Here is a 22,586-nt window from a genome sequence, read left to right on the forward strand (position 1 = left end):
CCTAATGAATTATTTATGGGACAGCGAGTTGATTTACTCGCTGCGTTATGAAATTGCAGTTATTACTTGAAACCGCGGTATTTTTGTTTGTTCTTTCGGGAGTTACCAGTTTAGTTAGTGGTATTGTTGGGTATATTAAACTTAGAAAGAACGGCAACTGAACAATATGTAATCAAAATTATGAATAAATTGGCAATCGCATTGTCATTTTTGTCCATTGATTACATCAGAGAGACAATAATTAGGGGCTCCTATACCTAAACTATGTAACAGCAATTGACCATAAAAAGAGAGATCATTGCGTCGATATTTTTACGGTGATTTTTCTACAATCTGGTTAAGTGTTTGGTCTGTGCGTAAAAATGAGAGAATATCACCTTTAAAATTCTCGTTTAAATAAGAAGTATTTCCTGGTTTTGAAAACGATGATGCGTAACCTAATTTAAGTAAATTTTTGGCTAGTTTGTTTTTTCTACCTCTGCCAGGATCTACAATTATTACCTCGCACTTCGGTTTTGAATGTTCTTGAATGAACCCTGTAAGCAATTCTACATGCCCATCTTCATACAGTAGATCGCTACCTATTATTAGATCAAAGCGCCCTAACTTATCGTTGTTGTCTGCCCAGCCAGTTCTTTCAAAAGGAATAGCGTTGTCACCATTAAGTTCGGTATTTCTGTTTAAAAATCTCTCGACTTCTGGGTGAAAATCAGTAGCGGTAATATCTGCCTTCCGCTTATTGAGTAATAAACTGCTTAAGGCGGTTCCACACCCAATTTCAAGTACTCGTTTAGAACCAACGTCATAGCTATTCATATGGTGGGCAAGAACCAAGCTCGATGGCCAGATAATTCCAAAAATGGGCCACATGGCTGAATAAATGCCAAGCTTTTCGGCAATACCTTCTGGGTCGTAAAACTCCTGCTTGTTACGAAGCGTGCAGAGATGAATATCGATGTTTCCAAACTCAATGGTTTGGTAGCATACGCGTAAATTTGTCATTTGACCGTCTCAAAGAAGTGAGCGCTCAGCCAGTTATCAAAGATAAATGACAAAACGAAGAGTTCGCAAGGCTACAGTGATTGGCTAAGAATGCAATGTCTTTAATAAGAACAAATCATGGATTTGTTAAGCTCTTCGCCATTGTGGTGTTAACATATTAGAGAAACCTTAAATTCCTTTAAAGGAGTCGATCCATCTGGTTCGAGGCTGATGCACGCCAACATTCAAATTGTATGATTACAATCAAAGTGCCCGATTGCGATAATTATTTTAATCAACGTGGTTTTGTTATATCGCGATTCTCAAGAGATAATTCAAAAAAGAGGAGTTTCAATATCGGTCTTCAGAACGTGCTAAAAACCGTCATGATTGATAGAAAGTTTTTCGTTAAAAAGAGGAATCATTAATTTTATTTGACATACCAATTAGGTGGCTTAAAAATGCTTTAATGGTGTTGTGAAAACTTGCCAAGCTATCTTGGCTTATGACTAAATTACAGGCATATACGATGATAAAAGGTTCCTGTTTGTGCGGATCAGTGACATTTAAAGTAGAAGGTAAATTCGATAATTTTTTTTTATGTCATTGCAGTTATTGTAAAAAAGACACGGGGTCGGCACATGCTGCTAATTTATTTACGAAATCCGGTTCGTTGATTTGGTTGTCTGGAATAAAATACGTTACAACCTTTTCACTTGAATCTACACGACATGTAAAAAGTTTCTGTTCACAGTGTGGTTCTGCCGTTCCGACAGTATCTCCCGATGCGGGTGTTTGCGTGGTTCCTGCAGGATCATTAGACGATGAATTAGATTTTATGCCTGAGGCGCATATCTTCACAAAAAGTAATGCAAAATGGGAAGAGAAACTCAGTGAGCTTAAACGCTTTAAAGAGCTTCCTAAATAGTTTTATATGATCTAATAATGTTGTTAGAGACTCTCACCACTCATTTGAGATGTTGATTTACTGGCAGTTTACGTGAGAACAATATCTAAAAACCAATAAACCCTGCTTTCAGTATTAAAGAAACTCTGATTAACCTGTAGTTTCCAGTGGCACAAGGATGTGTCGCCAATATCAAGAGCGCTAAGCGATTAAAATTGTGAAAAAATTGAAAATGGCATTTTCAATTTATGCGTTATATAAATTATCTGGTAATGTCTTACGTTAGTTTATTTGATGATTCTTCGCCTTAAGGTGTTTTCTTGCAATATAATTGTTTATCTAATGCATTTATTTTTGTATCCATGATGACTGATTTGCAACTCCAAGTAATAATGATTCAAGTAATAGTCTTATTTTATTCTGTTTGGTAATCTAGGTTAAAAATCACAAAAGCATAACTAATTTCGTTCAATTTTATTACTTGGGTGATATATTCCTAAATCCGTTGTCCATTACGCAAATTCGCAAGCTCCCTACAAACTTAACATTGGTCATTATGAAAAAATACATTCCTCATGCACTCGCCATCTTTGTTGCTTTTGTTTTCTTACAATCGCTCTTTTTTAAGTTCGCTGAATTATTTACAGAGCCCGCGGATATCACCGTTTATATTTTCTCTACGATTGGTACTTGGATATCTTCACTCGGGCTTACTGGTCTTGGTAAGGCGTTCGCGAGTTATGGTGGCTACGCCGTTGGCTCTGCTGAGCTGGTCGCGAGTGTGTTGATTCTGATCACTGCAACTCGATTTTGGGGTGCATTAATCGGTTTCTGTATCATGTCTGGCGCTATATTTTTTCACGTTTTTACACCTCTCGGTTTATTCCCTTATACCGATCTCAGTTGTCTAGAGGCGGGCTGTCCGCAAGAGAAAGCGTTGTTTTTTATGGCCTGTGCAGTTTGGTTAATTTGTGTTTATTTTGTAATTACATTGAATAAATTTAAGAAGAACGCTTAATCTCTCATAATCTCTGATTCGATCCGCGGGGGATTGAATCAGAAGCCACTTTTATGTTCCCTTTTTTGCATCTATTGATAGCGTCATCCTTTCGTCGCTTCGTCTGTTGTTCTTTGAGTGTTTAGATTATATACAGAGATCCGGTTATTCTTAGTTCCTCACCGACCTCACGCGCTTTTTCCTTAAACTTTGCCCTAACCCTTTGTTTTTCTTTTCCCATTACTATCTAGCTGTTCTCTAAGTTTTCCATCTGGTGTTAAATATTGTTCTTGCATGGATAAATGGTGTTGTTGAATAATCGATATCAAATATTTTTTTAGGTGGTTTATTTTTGTAGATTATTAAACCACTACAATAGCCCATTTATAAAGTAAGTAAGCGGTTATGAATATTGGAATCTATATTTATCCCGAAGCAGAAGTTATGGACTTCTCTGGGCCGTTTGAGGTTTTTTCTACCGCTAGCCGCATCGCTGATTCTGGTAACACTTTTAATGTTTTTCTGGTCTCTGAACATTGCCAGCCGGTACCCGCACGCGGAGGCTTTTCGGTTAACCCGCATTATTCAATTTTCAATCATCCGCCGATAGACGTGTTAATCGTTGTCGGCGGCGTGCACACGCAGCAAGTTAAAAATCAAACGATTATTGAATGGGTAAAAGCCGTCTCTCAAAATACCAAGATTACGGCATCGGTTTGCACGGGGGCTTTTATTTTAGCTGAGGCTGGTTTGTTAGCCGGGCTTTCTGCTATCACTCATTGGGAAGACCTAGCCGATTTTAAGCAAGATTATACGACAGTGACGGTGGTAGAGTCGGTGCGTTGGGTGGATGTGGGCAAGATTGTAACCTCGGCCGGTATTTCTGCCGGAATTGATATGAGTTTACATTTGGTATCGCGATTGGTTAATTTGCAATTGGCCCAAAAAACCGCTCGACAAATGGATTACGATTGGAGAACAACCACTTTGTAGCGAGTGTATTTTTGTCGTAATATCTGAATAATCTAAATCTGTTAACAAATGAATTTGGAAAGAAAATGCGTTTAGGTGTTATTTATTTTTCGAAAACCGACATTACCGAGTCCCTGGCTAACGCTGTTATAGACGGCGCTCTAACGGTAGCTGGTACAGAAATCTATAAACATAGAATTGTGGGTTCTGAAATCGAACAGGGTCGTTACGCTAATAATGCCGTAATTGATGAGCTCTCACAATGTGATGCTATTGTTTTTGGATCACCAACCTACATGGGTAGTGTTTCTGCGCAGTTTAAAACCTTTGCAGATGCAACCAGTGAGTTGTGGTGTGACCAGAAATGGTCGGGAAAACTAGCCGCTGGTTTTACATGCGGCAGCGCAATCAATGGCGATCAATCGAGCACGTTACAGTATTTAATCACCTTCGCTTGTCAGCACGGTATGCTGTGGATGGGAATAGATGCTGCGCCGGGTTATCGCGATTTTGGTATTAACCGCATGGGATGCCAACTGGGTACTGTGGCTTATTGTCCTGACGGACAAATTCATGAGATTGATCTTGCAACGGCGAAATATCAGGGAAAAAGAATCGCAGAACAACTCAACAAAATGGGTAAAGCCTAAATTTTTACATGAATCTACAAGCTGTAGGGATCTTTGATTAAATCAGGGTAGATAGAATTCGAGATTCCTATCGTTGTGCGTTGTTGATTATGTTCAATCCGAGGTAGGTATTTGCGGAGTGTTTTTCTCGAAGTGTGTTTTCTGTCGCATTATTTTTTAAATCGCTAATTTCAAAACGTTGCTTTTTAAAAGAACTGTTGAATGGCAATGTTACTTCTAAGGCCGCATATAAGAACCACATAACGATTCCATCGTTAATGATTATCTAAAAATTAATTACCATTTTAGTTGCTCGTCAATATAGCGATGATTGATCTCAAGCTAATTTGTTCATTTATCCGAGTTTTACACCGAATACCATAATTTTAGCAATACTTTAGAATTTGAAGACTTTTGACAAGTTACGCGGTAAAAATTTGATTTTTGTTTAATTTGTGTATTCAGCAACGCTTTTTTAAGAGTTTTCTTAGTCAACATTTAGATATCGATTATAGTCTAAATGTGTGGTTTTTAATGCTAATTTAATTCCCTCCTTACCTTCTTTCCTATAAGATAAAGTTCTTATTTTTCAATAAGGTGTCACTAAAGAACTGAATAATATTGCACGATATACATAACTTTGCGTTGCTGATCTTTGGGTTGTCATTCGAAAGTGTTAGATAGCGTGCGACTGGATTTTTCGACAAGGAGAAAATAATGTTCGCTGTGTTATTTTCAGACAATCTCGCCCCTTTCTATGACAATATCTTGTCGTTGCCAACGGTATTTTTTACATTTTTCCTATTAGTATCCGTTTGTATATGGCTGCTTACATTTGTTGGTGTCATCGGTTTTGACAGCATGGAAGTGGATATTCCAGGAAGTGAGTCTGCTGGTACCGATAGTTCAATAGGCCAGGTTCTGGGCGGTTTATTAGGAAAATTGGGCCTTTCTGGAATTCCCATTACCATTACTATTACCTTGTCTTCGTTAATAGGTTGGTTAATTTCTTATTATGTGTCTTATTTTTTCGTGAGCTTACTGCCCGAGGGGATTATACGTACTCTCGTCTCACTGCCTTTAGTGGTCGTTTTAGTACTGGTATCGTTGATTGCAACCGCAACGGTGCTGCGTCCCTTTCAGCAATATTTTATTCCGAGTGAGCAAAAAACCATCAATAAAATTGTTGGTATGATTGCCTCTGTTAGAACTTCAAGAGTGGATGCGAATTATGGTGAAGCATTTTTAGACGACTCCGGTGCAGGACTAATTTTAAAGGTTCGCTGTTTTGAGCCTAATGATATTGCTTACGATGATAAAGTGGTTATTTTAGACTATCTTGAAGAGCAAAACGCGTATCTCGTGGTTCGTGAGTCAGAGTTTCGTTCGTAGTTCAAGCATCGACGTACAAGCTTTGTAATGGCCATTATTTAAAATAACAACAAGTGTTTAAAACCTATCTAAATTAGGAAATGGAGCCATCCTATGGTTGATTTAAATCAGTTTCTTCCGATCTTGATCGCGATTGCAGGTGTGATTGGATTTCTCATTGTTATCGCAATATTTTTTAAATCCTTTTATTACAAGGTAGAACAGGGTACAGCGTTAATTGTTAACGATATGTCGCAACACCCCAAGGTTCACTTTACCGGCGCATTTGTATTTCCGATTATTTACAAAAAGGAGCTTATGCGAATTTCGTTGATTACCCTAGAGGTTGATCGACGAGGCAAAGACGGGCTGATTTGTGCCGATAATATGCGTGCTGACATTACCGTTGCTTTTTATCTACGTGTGAACGAAACCACCGAAGACGTATTAAAGGTTGCTAAATCTATTGGTGCGAACCGCGCATCCGATAAAGACGCGGTAAATTTATTGTTTAATGCAAAGTTCTCTGAGGCGTTAAAAACCGTAGGTAAACAAATCGATTTTGTGAAGCTCTTTGAAAATCGCCAAGGCTTTCGCGAAAAAATTATTGAAGTTATCGGTAATGATCTAAATGGCTATGTATTAGAAGACGTTGCGATCGACTATTTGGAACAAACGTCTAAATCATCGCTTGATCCTTATAATATTCTCGATGCAGAAGGTATCAAAAAGATTACCGAATTAACTGCCGAGCAGAATATCAGAACCAATATTCTTGAGCGTGACCAAGAGTTGGCGATTAAGAAAAAGAACGTAGAAACCGCAGAAGCAATGCTTGAATTAGAGCGTCAACAAGCCGATGCAGAAGCTAAGCAGAAACGTGAAATCGCAACCATTCAAGCCCGTGAAGAAGCCGAGACCAAAAAAGTTCAAGAAGAAGAGCGTTTAAAATCGGATTCGGCGAAAATTTCGGTGGATCAAGATCTTGCCGTACAAACCGAAAATCTGAAACGTGAAGTTGAGGTCGCCGAACAAAATCGTCAGCGTGCAGTGGTGATTGAAGTTGAAAAAGTCAATCGTGCTCGCGACCTAGAAATTGTTGCTCGCGAACGTGAAGTAGAAATTCAACGCATTGAAGCCGAAAAAGCCGTTGAAATTGAGCGTAAAGAAATTGCTAATGTGATTCGTGAACGCGTTATGGTTGATAAAACCGTGGCCGTTGAAGAAGAACGCATCAAGGAAGTCAGAGAAGTTTCTGAGGCATCGCGCGCTAAACAAACACGCGTGTTAACTGCCGAAGCGAAAGCAGAAGAACAGAAGATTGCGCAAATTAAGGCCGCAGAAGCGGAAGAAGTATCGGCGAAGCACAAAGCCGAAGAAATTAAACTGCTTGCTGAAGCACGTTTAGAGGCCTCTGCCAAGGATGCCGATGCCAAAATCAAGCTGGCCGAAGGCTTGAAAGCAGAACGCGCCGCAGGCGGTCTTGCCGATGCGCAGGTATTAGAAGCCCGAGCCATTGCCGATGAGAAAATGGGTATTGCCGAAGCCAATGTAATTCGCGCGAAAGGTGACGCCGAAGCGGACGCCTTATTGGGTACCGGTAAAGCGCAGGCCGACGTTATTGCTGCCCAAGGTAAGGCTAAAGCCGAGTCTGAGCGCGAGCTTGGTTTGGCCAATGCAGAAGTTACCCGTGAAATGTTTAAAGCCGAGGCCGAAGGTTTGGTTGATAAGTTCGACGCTATGAACGCCATGAGCGAACAAGCTCGTAAACACGAAGAGTTTCGTATGGGACTTGAAACTGCGCTTAAAGAGGCTCTTGCTTCTATTGAAGCCGGTAAAGAGATTGCCAAAGAAAATGCCGAAGTACTGGCAACGGCACTTCAGAAAGCGAAAATCGATATTGTTGGCGGTGAAGATCACTTCTTTAACAACTTTGCTAAGTCTTTATCCATCGGTAAAGCTATCGACGGTTTGGCAGACAAGAGCGGCGTAATCAGTTCAATTATTGATCGTGTAGTTAGCGGTAAACCATTACTCGATTTAGACAATAAAGCATCTAATAAAGAAGACAATTAATCTTTAAGCGCCAGTCCAGCGGTAATTTGTTGGGCTGGTTTTTAGAACTGAGTTCTTTAGGCTTGGGTTCTCAAGGTCTGGTTTTTTTGATTTTGTACTAGTGCTTTATCTTTGAATGGTTACATCTAAAAATACTGTAAGAGCCTCTGATTAACTCATCCACAATGTAATCAGATGTTGGTAATTGAAAGTGTGATTTCTAATTTTTTCACAATTTTAATCACATACGGTTCTTGACGTTGACGACACATTCTTGTGTTGCCGGAAACTCAAGTTTAATCCGAGTTTTCTAAATCTTTGCGGCTTTGATAAATCCAAATTACACGTCGCTTAAGATATGTTTTAAGCCATAAATGATTCAGAATTTCTTTTAATTTGTGCAAAGCTAATTTACACAAGTAATTGACACTAGCCTAATTGACGCAAGCCTAACTGATGCAAGAAAGTGTCCTTTTTTTTAAAATGCTGACAACGGCGAAAAATAGCTCATAACGCTGCGCCAATATTTCAATAGCTATGCTTTGTTTATTCTTAGGAAGAGTTAACCAAGGCGATTTTAAGTCTTCAATTTCGCAAGGATTTGTTTATGTCCGAAGGCACGTCTGTTTCACCAAATTCCGATAACTCAGTTGATACAGCAGTAGCCGAAGGCGGCGCCTACGAAATTATTCGTAGACGATTAAATGATCAAGCCGGTAAGCTCAACGCGTTAACATCGCAACTTAACCAAGCTCGCACCAGTGAGTTTGGTGCATCGGATATGTCGGTTGTTGGTCGTGTACGTGTAAGAACCGAAAATAACTGTATTGCGCGTGATATTGTGCAAGTTGGAGCGCAATTATTATTTGGCTATAACGTTTTTATTGGGCTTAAAAAAGAAACCGAAATTAACGACGTATTTGCGTTATTCAGTGTTGAGAACAACAATGGTAATTACGATATTGTTGAAAACTCCATTGATAAGACCTTTCTTACCGATTCGCGTTTTTCCAGCGATTTTTACGAACTTTATCGTTACTACAAAAACACCAAACTTATTCAGTTGACTACGCGCAACGGCAAGTTGTTGGCGGGCTTTCAAATTGGCGATCGCATTGAAGATGTGCGTGTGTTTCGCTGGGCATTAAATCCTGATGGCACCGTTAAAGAATACATCGATAATCGCGGTGAGCGCGATTTGCAGTTACCACCTAGGTACGACTTTGAATGGGTGGAATCGAGCCGTGACGATATTATTCAGGGGCGTCATCCGCATATTAATATTTTAAATACCTTATTTATTGAGACCATTGGCGGAACCTTCACTGTTAAAGTTGAAAATAATACTGAAACAGGTTTGGGTATTTACGAAGAATCGGTTCAAGAAAAGTCTCAATCACTGAATGACGCAAGTATTGCCTACGCGCAGGTTGGTGATTTAATTCTATTAAAAGTGTTACCTTATCGCGAAACCGTAACGCGTTATTTTGTATTTAACCGCCTCACCGAAAAGGTTCAGCGGCTCGACGCTATTGGTCAGTCTTGTGTTCAGTTACCGGAAGATCACGGATTAATATTTCCCGGTGGTTATTATCTAAATACCGGTGAGTACAAGACTTTTGATCAACCCAGTACGGGCTTAATGTTTAAACGCTCCATTCGTTCGCCCAACGGTGAAGATGTTTTATTTATTTTTTACGAGCCCGTAGAAGGTTTGGCAGGGCTTTTTTCTTACAATTTAATTGATAAAAAACTGCAAAATCCCATTTATGGTCACGGTTATGCTTTAGCCGATGACGGACACATTGTTATTTTCTCCGCCGAAAACGAACCTACGCGTTTACATCCCATGCAAATTTGGAGTACGTCGTTTTCCAGCGCCGAATACGCGAGCCGAGATCAAAATCATCAGTCCGAATTGGGTAAAATCGGTAATGCCGATTTGGTGCGTGGTATTTCTGATTTGTATAGCGTCGCGCGCTTAATTGCCGGTCAACAGCCATCAAGCAAGGTTTACGAAGAGCTCAAAAAAGCCGCCCTAAAGATTTTTGACGACTACTACTGGGTTGCCGATCTTCTACAAGGTGAAATCGATAATCTGTTAAAAGAAATTGCACAGACAGCCGATTTGGTCCTGGACGAGTTCGAAAAAGTCCAAAGTATTCGCGCGCAATCTGCCAAAGCTATGGCAGATTTAAAAGAGCAACAACAACAGCTCATTATTTCTGCAACGCCGGATAACTGGCGTTTGGCGCAAGATTTTGTCGAATGTTTGCAAGCCATTCGTACACAACGTGGCCGTTTAATTTCGGTTCGCGAACTGCGTTATATTGATCTTTCAAAGGTTGATCAGTTAACACATGAGCTTGATGAGCTTGAGCAGGTTGTGAACAACAAAACCGTGGATTTTTTGGTTCAAGACAACGCCTTTGAACCCTACACAGAATTGGTTAACGAATACAAAGCCACCATCGATACGGCCAAAACTGTAACAGAACTGAATCCGGTTATTGAGAAGGTTGAACATACAGCGTCTGGTTTGGATTTGTTGTCCGAACTCATGGCGACCTTAAAAATAGATGATGCAACCGTACGTACGGATATTATTGATCGTATTTCTCAAATTTATGCCTTACTCAACCAATGTAAAGCCAATGCGCGCAATAAAGGTAAAAATTTAGGTTCAGCCGAAGCTAAAGCACAATTTGCCGCGCAATTTAAATTGTTTTCGCAAAGTATTGCTAATGCTTTGGGTTTGGCAACATCGCCAGAGAAATGTGACGAGCAACTATCGCGTATTCTGGTGCAATTAGAAGAATTAGAAAGTCAATTTGGAGAATTCGATGAATTTCTTACCGAAATATTATCAAAGCGGGAAGAGGTTTACGAATCCTTCGAGGCACAAAAACAACAGCTGATTCAAGAGCGTCAAAGACGTGCTCAGTCTTTGGCAGACGCAGCATCGCGCATGCTCGCTAATATCGAAAAACGCTCACTAAAATTCAATAATAACGATGAACTGAACACCTATTTTGCGTCTGATGCGTTAAACATTAAGGTTCGCGAAATTGGCGATCAATTACGTGATCTAGACGAAGCCGTTAAAGCTGATGATATTGATGCAAAATATAAGTCGGTAAAAGAACAAGCCATTCGTGGTCTTAGAGATAAGTCAGATATTTATGAATCTGGCGGTAACATCATTAAACTGGGGCCACGTCACAAGTTTTCGGTAAATACTCAAGAGTTAGATTTAACGATCTTACCGCGAGAAGAATCTTTGTATTTCCATCTTACGGGAACAAATTATTATCAACTGATTAAAGACGAATCGCTGAATCATTTAAAACGCTTTTGGAGTATGTCGGTAGAGTCAGAAACCGCGCAGTTGTATCGCGGCGAATATCTGGCGTATTCCATTATCGAGCTTTATCAAAACTCACCCGAGTTATCGCTACAGGCGTTATACGATTTACAAAAGAAAGACGAAGAACTTCTAAGCGTTGTTAAAGAGTATTCCAATTCGAAGTACAAAGAAGGCTACGAAAAGGGCATTCACGATACCGATGCCAAAAATATTTTAGTTAAAATATTACCAATCTATAAAAATGCGGGATTACTAAAGTTTGCTCCGCAATCTCGTGCCTTTGCACAGTTTTATTGGTTTTATTTAAACCAAGATACAACGGTAATGAATACTCAGCTAAACTCGCCGGATGCCTATATCTATTCAACGTGGCAATCAGAAGCAAGCACCGCGCAAATTATTGCTAATTTATTTAACGACCAGCGAGCTTTAGACGTACTTACCGAACAAATTAGCTCAGCAATGTCGGTGGTGTTTGATAAAACAACGGGCTCTACCGATCAAATTAGTTTGACCGAAGCGGCTCGATTCTTAATTGATGTTTTAGCAGCCGATAAAACCGAGTTTATTGCCAGTAAACAAGCCGGTTATCTGGTTGATGAGTTTAAACGCAAATTAAGTTCAGACGATTATCAAGCGTTTAGTCAAACCTTAAAACATTTATCGATATTGCAACAGTGGACCTACGCTAATAATTGGTTGCAAGCCTTTGTACGCAAACATCAGCTGGTTAATTTACAACGCTATATTCAAGAAGCCGCGGTCTATTTTATTACGCAGGCTGATTTGTCGATTGTCATTTCTGATTTCAACACCGAGGTTTCTGTAGAAAATCTGCTCGGTGAACATGTGAAAATTAAAAATCAAACACTGCACTTTGCTTTGGATGAATTTCTATCGATCAATCAACAACACCGATCACAAGTTATTCCCGATTATCATCGTTATCTAGAACTTCGCCAAAAACTTATTGAGCAAGAGCGTAAAGGTTTACGTTTACACGAATTTAAGGCACGGCCATTAAGCTCGTTTGTTCGCAACCGTTTAATTAATGAGGCCTATTTACCGGTGATTGGCGATAACTTAGCTAAGCAAATGGGCACCGTGGGTGCAGAGAAGCGCACCGATCTTATGGGCCTGTTAATGATGATTTCGCCACCGGGTTACGGTAAAACGACGTTAATGGAGTATGTGGCCAGTCGTTTGGGTTTGATTTTTATGAAAATCAACTGTCCGTCGTTGGGTCATTCGGTTATTTCTTTAGACCCGTCACAAGCGGGTAATGCCACCGCCGCCCAAGAATTGGTTAAGCTCAACTTAGCGTTAGAAATGGGCAATAACGTTATGTTGTATTTGGATGATATTCAGCATACGAATCCCGAATTTTTGCAAAAATTTATTTCTTTGTGTGACGGTACACGACGTATTGAAGGTGTTTGGCAAAACGAAACCAAAACCTACGATATGCGCGGCAAAAAATTCTGTGTGGTTATGTCGGGCAACCCTTATACCGAATCCGGTGAAGTCTTTAAAATTCCAGACATGTTGGCCAACCGGGCAGATATTTATAATTTGGGCGATATTCTTGGCGGCATGGATGAGCAATTTGCGTTGAGTTATGTTGAGAACTCGTTAACTTCCAACCCTGTACTTGCGCCGTTAGCGTTACGCGCTATGGGCGATATTTACAAGCTTATTGATATGGCCAAAGGTGTGGCGGTCGCAACCAGTGATCTGGAGCATCAATACAGTGGCGCCGAGGTTAATGAGATTGTGGAAGTACTGAAAAAAATGTTGATGGTGCAAAAAGTGGTGCTTGCGGTTAACCAGCAATACATTGCTTCTGCCGCGCAAGATGATCGCTACAGAACAGAGCCTGCGTTTAAATTGCAGGGTAGTTATCGCAATATGAATAAAATGACCGAGAAAATTTCTGCGGTCATGAATGCTCAAGAGTTAGAACAAATGATTCGCGATCATTATATTGGTGAGGCGCAATTGTTAACCACCGGCGCCGAAGCGAATTTATTAAAGTTGGGAGAATTACGTAAAACGCTAACCGAGCAAGAGCAGCAACGTTGGCAGCAAATTAAGTCTGAATTCCAACGTAATAAATCGATGGGTGAGGGTGATCAAGATGCTGGCAATAAAATTGTTGTTCAGCTGTATGACTTGGTGGCTTCTGTTCAAGCGTTAAACGTATTGTTAGAAAAACAATCTTCTAACAGTGCTAATACCGATATGGCAACGACGCTGTCGAGAACACTCAGTAAAAATCTGTCCCAAATACTGGAAAAACTTGATGCTAAAAGTAGTGTGCCTAGCGTTAATATTGTTAACGAACCTACGCCCGGAATTCAGCAGGTTTTTGAGGCTTTATCGGCAACCATTGAAAACAGCCTTGTGCCTTTGATGAAAAACATGGACAAGAAACTGGATATCGATCTTAGAACCCACGAAAAATTGAGCGAGCTTGCGGAGCAGATTCGACACTTAAAGGCTTGATATTTTAGCCTCCTTTATTCTTAAGACTTTAGGATCCTCTGATTAACTCATCCATGACTTAATCAGACGACAGAAATTGAAAATGTGATTTCCAATTTCTTCACAAATTCATTCACTTACAGTTCCTGAAATTGGCGACACATCCTTGTGTCGCTAGAAACTCTAAGTTAATCAGAGTTTCCTTTAAAGCAATCAAACGTTAAAACAAAAAAGCCGCAAGAGTTGCGGCTTTTTTGTGGGTGAATATCTATAGAAAACTTTGATTAAATCATTAAAGAGCCAATCAGAGCTTTATAGACATTATAGGTTTTGGTGTTCTCGAACATGCTTCCAGCTTTTACCGAGATCATCGCTTTCGTAAAAATCGCCGGTGGCGCCGTTACACGAGAGCAGCAGCGTATCTTGCACGTCGTTGACGATATCAAAACAGTAAGGTTTTGGTAGTTCGCGACTGGTTAATGACCAGCTAGCGCCGCCGTTGTTAGTTTCTACCATTTTAAGGGTATTTGATGATTCGCCGGTCCAAGCGTTATTTTTACGGAAATTAACTAACGCAATACCGGTTTTAGAATCGACAAACCAAGGCACACTGATCAGATCGAAACTCTTAATGGTTTTCTTGGCAGAAGTTGCAGGCGCGGTTTCTTTATGACAAATATCGCCGTGAGTTTTCTCATCAAATTCTTCGCCCCAAGCCGGGCAGTAAACACCCTTAGCCATTTCAGACCAGCTTTGTGTCACTTCGTCGTAACGTAAATAATCGGGTTTTTGGCTGAAGCTCCAGAAGCCCGGTTGTTTGATGCCGAGTTTTTGGTTGCCGGCTTGCACCACACTCGATAGCTGAGGTTGTTTGTCTAACTTGGTGACCTTCCAACTGCTAGGATCGTATTGAAAGTATTCATTCTTGGTATTGTTCGGAATTAAATCCCCTGCGTTTTTAATGGAGGTCAGCGTTAAAAACGATTCGCCGTCGTATTCATAGAAGCGCGCTTTTAAAATTGCTCTTGGTATAGAGGTGGCTGGATAATCAGGGTCGTTCGGATTATTTTCCCAACCTGTAGACGTATTAAACGCGTTGATTTTTTTCCAACTGAAATCAGCGTCTGTTACTGAGCCTCGATAAACCTCAATAGAATCTAAACCACTGGCTACTGCGGTAATTTCGTTCTCGTTATCGAAATACAATTTTTCGATGTTTAAACCGGGCGCCAGAAATACTTCCTGCCAAGGTGAGTTTTGCTTGCGCCAGAAAACCTGACCTTCTTCACTGCCCACAAATAAATCGCCGACGCTGTTCTCTGCAATGGCCGTGAGCGTGTAATGGGTTTCTACCGCGTCTAGGCTCCATTGTCCTTGGTTATCACGAACCATCATGATGCCAAGTGGACTTGGAAAATAGGTGGTACCTTGGGCGTTGGTGTAGGTATCGGCAAAACTGATTGGGTTTTGCGCAGCGCCGATATAAGTATCGAGCCGATCGCTTTCTAGACCATCTTCATCCCAGGTGTTGGTGAACTCAGGGTTGTGTTTGTAAAAGGGTAAATAGGTGGTTAATGCATCCACCGCGGGATAGTCGTTTAGACGGAAAATAATGGTGTTGTAGCGCTCGCCGTTCACTTTGGGATAAACCACGAGGGTGCCCAAATCGGTAATCTGTCCGGGCTTAACTTCAAAGGTGCCCAGATTAGCTTCGGGCCATTCTGCCTTGTCATACCACCATTGGTTGCTGGAAAAGTAAGTCCTTACACTGTTGATTGCGTATTTACCCGGTGGTACTGACGAGGCAAATACACTGGAAGTGTCTGGCCGTGGTGTAACGGCAAGCAGTCTCTCGAATTTCTCTTCCTTTGATGCGTTAACGTTTTCAGGAACCAGTGTGAGCTGATTGAAGGGTAAGGTTTTGTCGGTGATATCAATAATTCGCGCGACAACCACGCCTTCTTCTGCGGGTACCGGAGTCCAGTGGTCCAGCGCGGGTCTCATATTTACCCGGTTTGCTTCACATCCCCAAAGTGTTAGAAGTACTCCAGCAACAGCGATACGTTTGAGGTATTTGTACGTGTGTAGGTGCAATATTCCCAAGGTTTTACTCCATAAATTTGAAAGCTCTTCCTGATTGATGAGCCAGAGTATTGGTGTGTAGGATTTTATGATGATGAATCATTATATCGATAAATGAATGGGTTTGAAGCTAAGACCGGGCTTGCCAGCATAATATCGGTGTTTTAGTCTCACATTTATTGACGTAAAACCGTCATTGTTGAATAAGTTGCTGATGAATTGATTATTGCTGGATAGATTATTGGTGTTAAATTTTCGATAAGTAAACTTTAGTATTAACTGGAGAGAACCTAAAATCACCTTGAGTTTTCACCAATAAATGGAAGTATGCTTTGATTAAGTCATGCAGGCGTTAATCGGTGGCTTATAGAAATGCATAAAAGAAGATTTTTATTTTTATACAAATTCAAAATTTATAAAAACAGTGCGAACTTAGCAGAAGTATTTGCACATACTTATTTTGCCGAATTTGTTTAGGAAGGAATTCAATTAACATAAAGGAAACTCTCGTTATCTCTTAAGAGTTAATCAGAGTTTTCTAAGATACAAATTAAGATTTGACGATATTGTTCAGAAATATTTGCTAAAAATACTGTAAACATTTTGAGAATTGGTACGAAGAGAACTGCATGATTAAAGTATGGGCATCACTAACATCGCTGATGGTATTTATGCTAATCAGCTTGAATACTTACGGCGCCGGAAAATCATTACCACTTACACCGCTGGATAAATACGAGTTCGCAAAGACCAAAGAAGCCTTTGCCATATTAGAAATTTCGGCAGGTGGTACAGCGCCTTCAATAGAACTATCGAAATTAGATAAGAATCCCGAAAATTACGAATTTACGATTAATCGCCGTCAACGAGTCAACTATACCCTCGATCTAAAAGATGTCGAAGATGGTTATTATGTTATCGAGTTGCCAGAAGGGCTATACCAAATCATGAAGGTTAATGCGCCGTTATTTAATTTACCTTTTCGATACGATACGTCGGGTCGAATCATTTGGCGTTGGAGTATTAAACAAAATTACATTAATTATTTAGGTAAGCTTAATATTCATCAAGATCGATCTGAAGACTCAATCGCCGCTGAGCTCATGAATCGATTCTCACAAAGTTTACCTGAGTTAACCACGGCTTTAAGCAAAGCGTCGGTTACCGATCCTATAAGAATTGGCCTTGGATACAGAGACGATTTTTATGAGGAATTACAGCAATGAAGAACATGTTAGCCGTTGTATTTTTAAGCGTTCTCTTTGTTGCTCAATGGAGTCACGCAAAGTCTTTGCCGATTGAATCGTTTTTTCCTGAGAAAGGTTTGGCGTCGGTAGAAATTAGCCCAAACGGAAAATTATTAGCATTACTGTCGTTTTCGGGTGAAGAACAAGAAGTTGCCATTAAAAGCATCGATTTAAAACAATCGATAAAACTGTTAGATACCAAAACCTTTGACACCCAAGACAGTTCAATTTCAGATTTATTCTGGCTCGATGACGACCATTTGGCTGTACAGTACACGTTGATTCGAGAAGGTACCTACCGTTTAAATGATACCAAAGCAAAGTTCGAATTATTAATTGTTAAAATCCCCAAAAATAAAGATAAATTAATTGCAACAGACTCTAAAAATTTAGAAGTAAAAAGTGTTCGATCATCGGGTCGTTTAGTGAATCCATTGGTTGAAGAGCCGGGAGTATTTCTATTCTCTAAATCTGGCGCAACCTCCAAGATTTATCGTGTAGAAATTGATAAGTTGAATAACTATGGCGAAACGCTTAATAAACTGACTCGTATCGACGGTGGTCAGTTTGTACCTGCCAACGAAATTATTTCAACTCCTGGGCTTGCAATGCGTTGGTTTTTCAAAAATTCAAAGCCAGCAGCAGTTTTAACGGTAACAACAGACTCTAAACTTGCTATTAGTACCGTGAAAGAAAACAACGAGTTATCGATAGTGCATGCTTGGAGCGAAAAAAATGCAACAGACGATAAGTTGTTTTTACCCATTGCAATAACCAAAAATAAAAATGAATTTTTTTGTTTAGATTTAAACGAAGATATTGAAAAGTCGGTGTATTTGGTAAATTTTGAAACACAAGAGCATAAATTATTCTATCAAACCGATTCCTATCAAATCTTAGATTTTGTCACCGATCCCGATCAAGACGAATACTACGGCGTAAAAGTGTTACGAAACGGTATTATCGATTTTGAGTATTTTGATGATGATTCGCTGAATACTCGTAATACCGAATCCTCTGAGCTGAACCTAGTTATTAATGTAAAAGGGGATGGTCGTCATGAGGTTGGGTATCGTGTTACTCACGAAGAGCCGCCACATTACTTTATTTATGATAAAGCCACCAAAAAACAAACATTTTTAGGCAGTCGCTTTCCCGATTTAGTTGGCAAGACTAAAAACACCTTAGTAGAGGGTACAGTATCGGTTGACGGCTTGGAAATACCGTATTTTTTGAATATGCCCAAGTGAAAAAATAGGTACCCTCTCGTTGTTTATCCTCACGGTGGACCATTTGGCGTTCATGACGATCGCTATTTTGATTCGCATGTACAATATCTTGTTGATGAAGGTTATGCCGTTTTAAGAGTGAATTACCGTGGTTCTAGTGGTTATTCTCAGGAATTTGAAAAAGCAGGTATTGGCCATTGGGGCGATGGTATTTTAAGAGATATTATCGAAGCTACCCGCGTTGCTATGCAAAACCCGCAAGTTGATGCTGAAAAATCCTGTATTATCGGGTTTAGCTACGGCGGTTATGCAGCATCTAAATTAGTCATTGATTATCCCGATTTATTTAATTGTGCTGTATCTGTATCGGGTGTAAGCGATTTAAATTTACATTTAAATGCGCACTTTTTAAGACGTGGAACGGTTGACTGGTATCGCGAGCAGGTGGGTGATTCATTAAAGGATTACGATTCATTAAAAGCGATTTCACCGTTATACAGCCTTGAGCACTTAACTAAACCTATTTATTTAATGCACGGTGCAGAAGACGTTACCGTAGATGTTGAGCAGACCTATCGCATGAAGGCGATGTTGGAGCATTTGCAAAAGCCGTATGAAATAAAAATTTATCCAAAGGCAAACCATCATTTCGTTGATAAAGATGACTTAATTGATGTAATGCGAGAAATGAGTCGGTTTTTATCAGAAAATATTTCTGGATAATTTAACCTATAGGAACCTCTGATTAAATCATGGATGAATTAATCAGAGGTTTTAACAGTAATTAGTCGTGTTTTATTTTTCCGATGCCTAAAGATTTCATTAGGAATTTTTCATAAATTGGTTCGCTCACACCACTTCTAATTTTGTGTAAGAAGTACTTTTCGAAGCCAATTTTGGCGAGATGCGCCCATTTTCCACCTTTCATCCAGCTGACGTTACGTGGCGGAATTTGTGGCATTGCTACGAATGCGATTCCAGTATCTCCCATGTCGGCTAAGCAGACCGCGTTCCATGTGGCTTTTTTAGAAGGTGTCTTTCCATCTAAACAAGCTCTGATGTTGTGAGCCGTGGCAGTGACCATGCTTTCAATCATAAATCCCGTTTTAGGTACGCCCGTTGGAACCGGGGTTGGTTTTTTGGGGGCAATGGCAACAGCAACGCCGATGCCCCAAATATTTTGGTGGGTTGGATTGCGTTGGTAATCATCTATCACAATAAATCCGCGAGGATTAACCAAGCCTTCAACATTTTTTACGGCATCGATACCGGTAAATGCTGGTAAAAGCATCGAATAATTAAAGGGTAATTGATGACGTTTTTTCTCCATGCCTAAATCATCGCATTCAATGATGTGCATAATTCCGTCTTCAACTTTTTCTACTTTGGCGTTGCAAATCCAGTCGATGTGTCTTTGTCTCAGCTCGGATTCCATAATGGTTTTGCTGTCACCAACGCCATCTAATCCAAGATGTCCAGCGTAGGGTTCGGAGGTAACAAACGTCATGGGTACCTGATCACGAATTTTTCGATTTCGTAGGTCTTTATCCATGATAAAAGCAGCTTCATAAGCCGGGCCAAAGCAGCTGGCACCTTGAACCGCACCAACAATAATTGGCCCTGGGTTTTTGGCAAATTCTAACCATTTATCGCGCGCAACTTCTGCATGATCAATATGACAAATCGATTGTGTGTAACCTTCTGGGCCAAGACCTGGAATTTCGTCGAAGGCGAGCTTTGGGCCGGTGGCAATAATGAGGTGATCGTAGTGAACGGATTCGTTATTTTCTAAGACAACGACATTATCGTTGGGATGAACCTGTATGGCTTTGCCAATAATTAATTCGATTTTGCGTTTTTTAAGTGGTTTTCGGATATCAACGGTAATGTCTTCGCGCTTGCGCCAATCGACTGCAACCCAAGGGTTTGATGGTATGAAGTGGTAATAATCTTTATCGCTGATGATGATGATGCGGTCTTTGGGGCCCGCTAGGTCTTTCATTTCGTATGCCATAGGCAGGCCGCCCAAACCGGCGCCTAGAATAACGATATCGGCCATAACTCTGATCTCATATTGATTTTTGCGAATGTATTTCCAATATTTCTAATTCTAATATATCTAATATAAATTCAGATAGACTTAATTCGCATAACCTGAAAGTTTGTTACAGGTTTTTTGAGCTGTTTGGTAGCTAACAGGTAGAAGTGTTTTTATTCTTCACTAATGGGCAAGGCTACGATGTTTACTGGCTTTTCTCATCATTGGAGGGCCGTAAGAAAAGTGGGATTGGGCTGTTTTGATGTGAGTAAGATAATTAGGTACCTGATTATTTAGGCAGGATTTTATTACGGGTTTTAGGCAGGGTTTGAAAATAAATGGCCGAGATAAACACGGCCATTTAGATGTATAGCATTTATTGGATGTACAGGCGGCGCACTGAGAAATATTAAAAGAAAAGAAACTCTGATTAACCGAGAGTTTCTCGCGACACATCCTTGTGTTGCCAATATCAAGAACTGTAACTGATTGAAATTGTATAAAAATTGGATATCGTATTTTCAATTTTTGTCCTCTGACTAAATCAGGGATGAGTTAATCAGAGGCTCCTAAATAGTATTCACCGCTGTTACAGACTGCTTAGGGATTGGTCAAATATTCCGGCCACGCGCTGGCGATGTAGTTGATAAAGGGCGCAGATAAGCCTTCTTTTTCGAGATATTCCCGTGACACTGGGCGTTCAACCATTTGGAAATCTGGGTTTTCTAATGCTTGACTGGCGAAATCATGATTGAAAATAGCACCGCGACCCAGAAGAACAAAGTCGGCACCAAGTTCGATACTTTTGGCAATGTCTTGAGCGTTGTAGAGCTTACCAGCCACACCCAGTTTAATATTGCCGCGATCCACATCGGTGAAATACGAAAGCAAAGACTTGCCTTGGAATTTTTCGTCGGCAGGTTCTTTAAACACGTCCCACATGGAAATATCAATAAAGTCAGCAACGCCTTGCTCGATAATCATTTTATAGACGGCGACGGTTTCGTCCAAAATTACGCCGTGATGCTCAGGCGATAGACGCACACCCACCACAAAATCTGGACCGCAGGCGTCGCGTATTTCAGCAGTAATTTCTAATAACAACTGCGCACGCTTTTCGATACTGCCACCGTATTGATCGGTGCGTTGATTGTGAATTGGGCTTAGAAATTGCGCTAATAAATAGTTGTGGGCGCCGTGAACTTCTACGCCATCAAAACCAGCCTTTTGTGCCCTTTTGGCGCCGTCTAAAAACTGTGATTTTATGGTATCAATTTCTGCCAATGTTAAAGCGCGTGCGCCTGTTTCGCTATCGTCAGATGGGCCAACAGGTTGCATGCCGGTGATGGCTTCAGGACAGCGAATACCACCGTGGATCAGCTGCACAATACCCATAGCATTGTTAGCTCTCATCATGTCAGCGGCGGCGGTTAAGCCCGGTAATTGTTCGTCGCTCGATATGCCAATTTGTCCGGGAAAGCCCTGACCGCTCGGTGTAATGTAGGTCGCAGCGGTAATGATGATCGAGCAGCCACCCTCGGCTCGCATACGCATCCAGCGCATTTCTTCTTCTGATATCTTGCCTTTTTCTGGGCTTTGCAGGTTGGTTAGTGCCGCTAAACCAATTCGGTGTTTAAGTTGAGCACCATTTGGGAAGGTTAGTGGTTGTGCATAATTTAAGGTTGAGGTCATGATTTATTTCCTTGGATAAAGCGTTTGAATTTTTTGTGGCAAACACTCGAGCAAACTTTTAAAGAAACAGTGCTGGTTTTTTATCAATGCCGATCTGTGCATCATAAAAAAGTTTTAAACATGCTTTATTGGTGGTTTTTAATTACCAAATAGATAAAAACAATCTATGCTAATCGCAATTTTTCAACGAACTCGGCAGTAAATCACAAAGCTGTAAAGTAAAGCCTTGGCAAGGTTGTGCCGAAAAGAGAATTTACAACGTATCTAACCACTATTTAATTCAATTTTAAGGACAATGTTGTTTCTATGAACAGATTGTTCTTGATATTAACTCACCTAAAACGTGCAAATATCGTTAGAATTGTTCCAAGATCGACAATAAAGACTTGATTTGTCGGTATTATCCAGTGAATTAACGCTAGCTTAAAAATTCGCGGATGAACTCATATGTGATTAGGCGTCATAAGATTGAAATCAGTACGGCTCAAAATAGAGTTACATTATAGACTTACATTGCTGTAATTCATTGAATGTT

General features: G+C 40.3%; 13 protein-coding genes and 1 pseudogene. 10 read left to right on the plus strand and 4 right to left on the minus strand.

Annotation, left to right across the window (positions count from 1 at the left end):
• Positions 1-312 precede the first annotated feature (312 nt).
• The gene (locus ACYQ2C_RS15940; RefSeq protein ID WP_460104095.1) at positions 313-1,002 is read right to left on the minus strand and encodes a class I SAM-dependent methyltransferase; all 690 of its coding nucleotides are present in this window, start codon (positions 1,000-1,002) and stop codon (positions 313-315) included.
• Between the two features lie 508 nt (positions 1,003-1,510).
• Here ACYQ2C_RS15940 and ACYQ2C_RS15945 point away from each other — a divergent pair.
• The 7 genes from ACYQ2C_RS15945 to ACYQ2C_RS15975 all read left to right on the plus strand — a co-directional run bounded on the left by ACYQ2C_RS15945 (position 1,511) and on the right by ACYQ2C_RS15975 (position 13,784).
• Complete coding sequence (locus ACYQ2C_RS15945; RefSeq protein WP_460115718.1) at positions 1,511-1,909, plus strand: GFA family protein; 399 nt, start codon at positions 1,511-1,513, stop codon at positions 1,907-1,909.
• Between the two features lie 535 nt (positions 1,910-2,444).
• Positions 2,445-2,906, plus strand: coding sequence for a hypothetical protein (locus tag ACYQ2C_RS15950; protein ID WP_460052247.1), 462 nt, complete (start codon positions 2,445-2,447; stop codon positions 2,904-2,906).
• Between the two features lie 384 nt (positions 2,907-3,290).
• Positions 3,291-3,878: a DJ-1/PfpI family protein gene (locus tag ACYQ2C_RS15955; RefSeq protein WP_460104097.1), complete on the plus strand. Its 588-nt coding sequence runs from the start codon at positions 3,291-3,293 to the stop codon at positions 3,876-3,878.
• A gap of 65 nt (positions 3,879-3,943) precedes the next feature.
• Positions 3,944-4,507, plus strand: coding sequence for a flavodoxin family protein (locus tag ACYQ2C_RS15960; protein WP_460052508.1), 564 nt, complete (start codon positions 3,944-3,946; stop codon positions 4,505-4,507).
• A gap of 696 nt (positions 4,508-5,203) precedes the next feature.
• The gene (locus tag ACYQ2C_RS15965) at positions 5,204-5,878 is read left to right on the plus strand and encodes a DUF1449 domain-containing protein (RefSeq protein ID WP_460104098.1); all 675 of its coding nucleotides are present in this window, start codon (positions 5,204-5,206) and stop codon (positions 5,876-5,878) included.
• Positions 5,879-5,971: 93 nt separating this feature from the next.
• A complete protein-coding gene (locus tag ACYQ2C_RS15970) occupies positions 5,972-7,933 on the plus strand; it encodes a hypothetical protein (RefSeq protein ID WP_460052505.1) in 1,962 nt (653 codons plus the stop codon).
• Between the two features lie 586 nt (positions 7,934-8,519).
• Positions 8,520-13,784 carry a DNA repair ATPase gene (locus ACYQ2C_RS15975; RefSeq protein ID WP_460104099.1) on the plus strand — a complete coding sequence of 1,755 codons (5,265 nt, stop codon included), beginning with the start codon at positions 8,520-8,522 and terminating at the stop codon, positions 13,782-13,784.
• 300 nt (positions 13,785-14,084) lie between these two features.
• On the opposite strand, the gene ACYQ2C_RS15980 is transcribed toward ACYQ2C_RS15975, so the two are convergent.
• Complete coding sequence (locus ACYQ2C_RS15980) at positions 14,085-15,866, minus strand: hypothetical protein (RefSeq protein ID WP_460104100.1); 1,782 nt, start codon at positions 15,864-15,866, stop codon at positions 14,085-14,087.
• Between the two features lie 608 nt (positions 15,867-16,474).
• Between ACYQ2C_RS15980 and ACYQ2C_RS15985 the strand changes: the two genes are divergently transcribed.
• The 3 genes and pseudogenes from ACYQ2C_RS15985 to ACYQ2C_RS15995 form a co-directional block, all read left to right on the plus strand.
• Complete coding sequence (locus ACYQ2C_RS15985) at positions 16,475-17,071, plus strand: hypothetical protein (protein WP_460104101.1); 597 nt, start codon at positions 16,475-16,477, stop codon at positions 17,069-17,071.
• Entirely contained in the window at positions 17,068-18,342 is a 1,275-nt protein-coding gene (locus tag ACYQ2C_RS15990) for a hypothetical protein (protein WP_460104103.1), read from the plus strand. Before ACYQ2C_RS15985 ends, ACYQ2C_RS15990 begins: the two co-directional genes overlap by 4 nt.
• Positions 18,343-18,357: 15 nt before the next feature.
• Positions 18,358-19,044 (plus strand): annotated as a pseudogene (locus ACYQ2C_RS15995) (alpha/beta hydrolase family protein); the annotation flags it as partial.
• 61 nt (positions 19,045-19,105) lie between these two features.
• On the opposite strand, the gene ACYQ2C_RS16000 reads toward ACYQ2C_RS15995, so the two are convergent.
• A complete protein-coding gene (locus tag ACYQ2C_RS16000; RefSeq protein ID WP_460052498.1) occupies positions 19,106-20,380 on the minus strand; it encodes an NAD(P)/FAD-dependent oxidoreductase in 1,275 nt (424 codons plus the stop codon).
• 579 nt (positions 20,381-20,959) lie between these two features.
• Complete coding sequence (locus tag ACYQ2C_RS16005) at positions 20,960-22,051, minus strand: NADH:flavin oxidoreductase (protein ID WP_460104104.1); 1,092 nt, start codon at positions 22,049-22,051, stop codon at positions 20,960-20,962.
• Positions 22,052-22,586 lie beyond the last annotated feature (535 nt).

It is taken from the genome of Sessilibacter sp. MAH3, assembly GCF_054658275.1.

Bases quoted from the DNA above. Each gene is read 5' to 3' on its own strand.
- ACYQ2C_RS15940 (WP_460104095.1), bottom strand. From the start codon at position 1,002: ATGACAAATTTACGCGTATGCTACCAAACCATTGAGTTTGGAAACATC.
- ACYQ2C_RS15985 (WP_460104101.1), top strand. From the start codon at position 16,475: ATGATTAAAGTATGGGCATCACTAACATCGCTGATGGTATTTATGCTA.
- ACYQ2C_RS15960 (WP_460052508.1), top strand. From the start codon at position 3,944: ATGCGTTTAGGTGTTATTTATTTTTCGAAAACCGACATTACCGAGTCC.
- ACYQ2C_RS15950 (WP_460052247.1), top strand. From the start codon at position 2,445: ATGAAAAAATACATTCCTCATGCACTCGCCATCTTTGTTGCTTTTGTT.
- ACYQ2C_RS15970 (WP_460052505.1), top strand. From the start codon at position 5,972: ATGGTTGATTTAAATCAGTTTCTTCCGATCTTGATCGCGATTGCAGGT.
- ACYQ2C_RS15965 (WP_460104098.1), top strand. From the start codon at position 5,204: ATGTTCGCTGTGTTATTTTCAGACAATCTCGCCCCTTTCTATGACAAT.
- ACYQ2C_RS16005 (WP_460104104.1), bottom strand. From the start codon at position 22,051: ATGACCTCAACCTTAAATTATGCACAACCACTAACCTTCCCAAATGGT.
- ACYQ2C_RS15955 (WP_460104097.1), top strand. From the start codon at position 3,291: ATGAATATTGGAATCTATATTTATCCCGAAGCAGAAGTTATGGACTTC.
- ACYQ2C_RS16000 (WP_460052498.1), bottom strand. From the start codon at position 20,380: ATGGCCGATATCGTTATTCTAGGCGCCGGTTTGGGCGGCCTGCCTATG.
- ACYQ2C_RS15990 (WP_460104103.1), top strand. From the start codon at position 17,068: ATGAAGAACATGTTAGCCGTTGTATTTTTAAGCGTTCTCTTTGTTGCT.
- ACYQ2C_RS15975 (WP_460104099.1), top strand. From the start codon at position 8,520: ATGTCCGAAGGCACGTCTGTTTCACCAAATTCCGATAACTCAGTTGAT.
- ACYQ2C_RS15945 (WP_460115718.1), top strand. From the start codon at position 1,511: ATGATAAAAGGTTCCTGTTTGTGCGGATCAGTGACATTTAAAGTAGAA.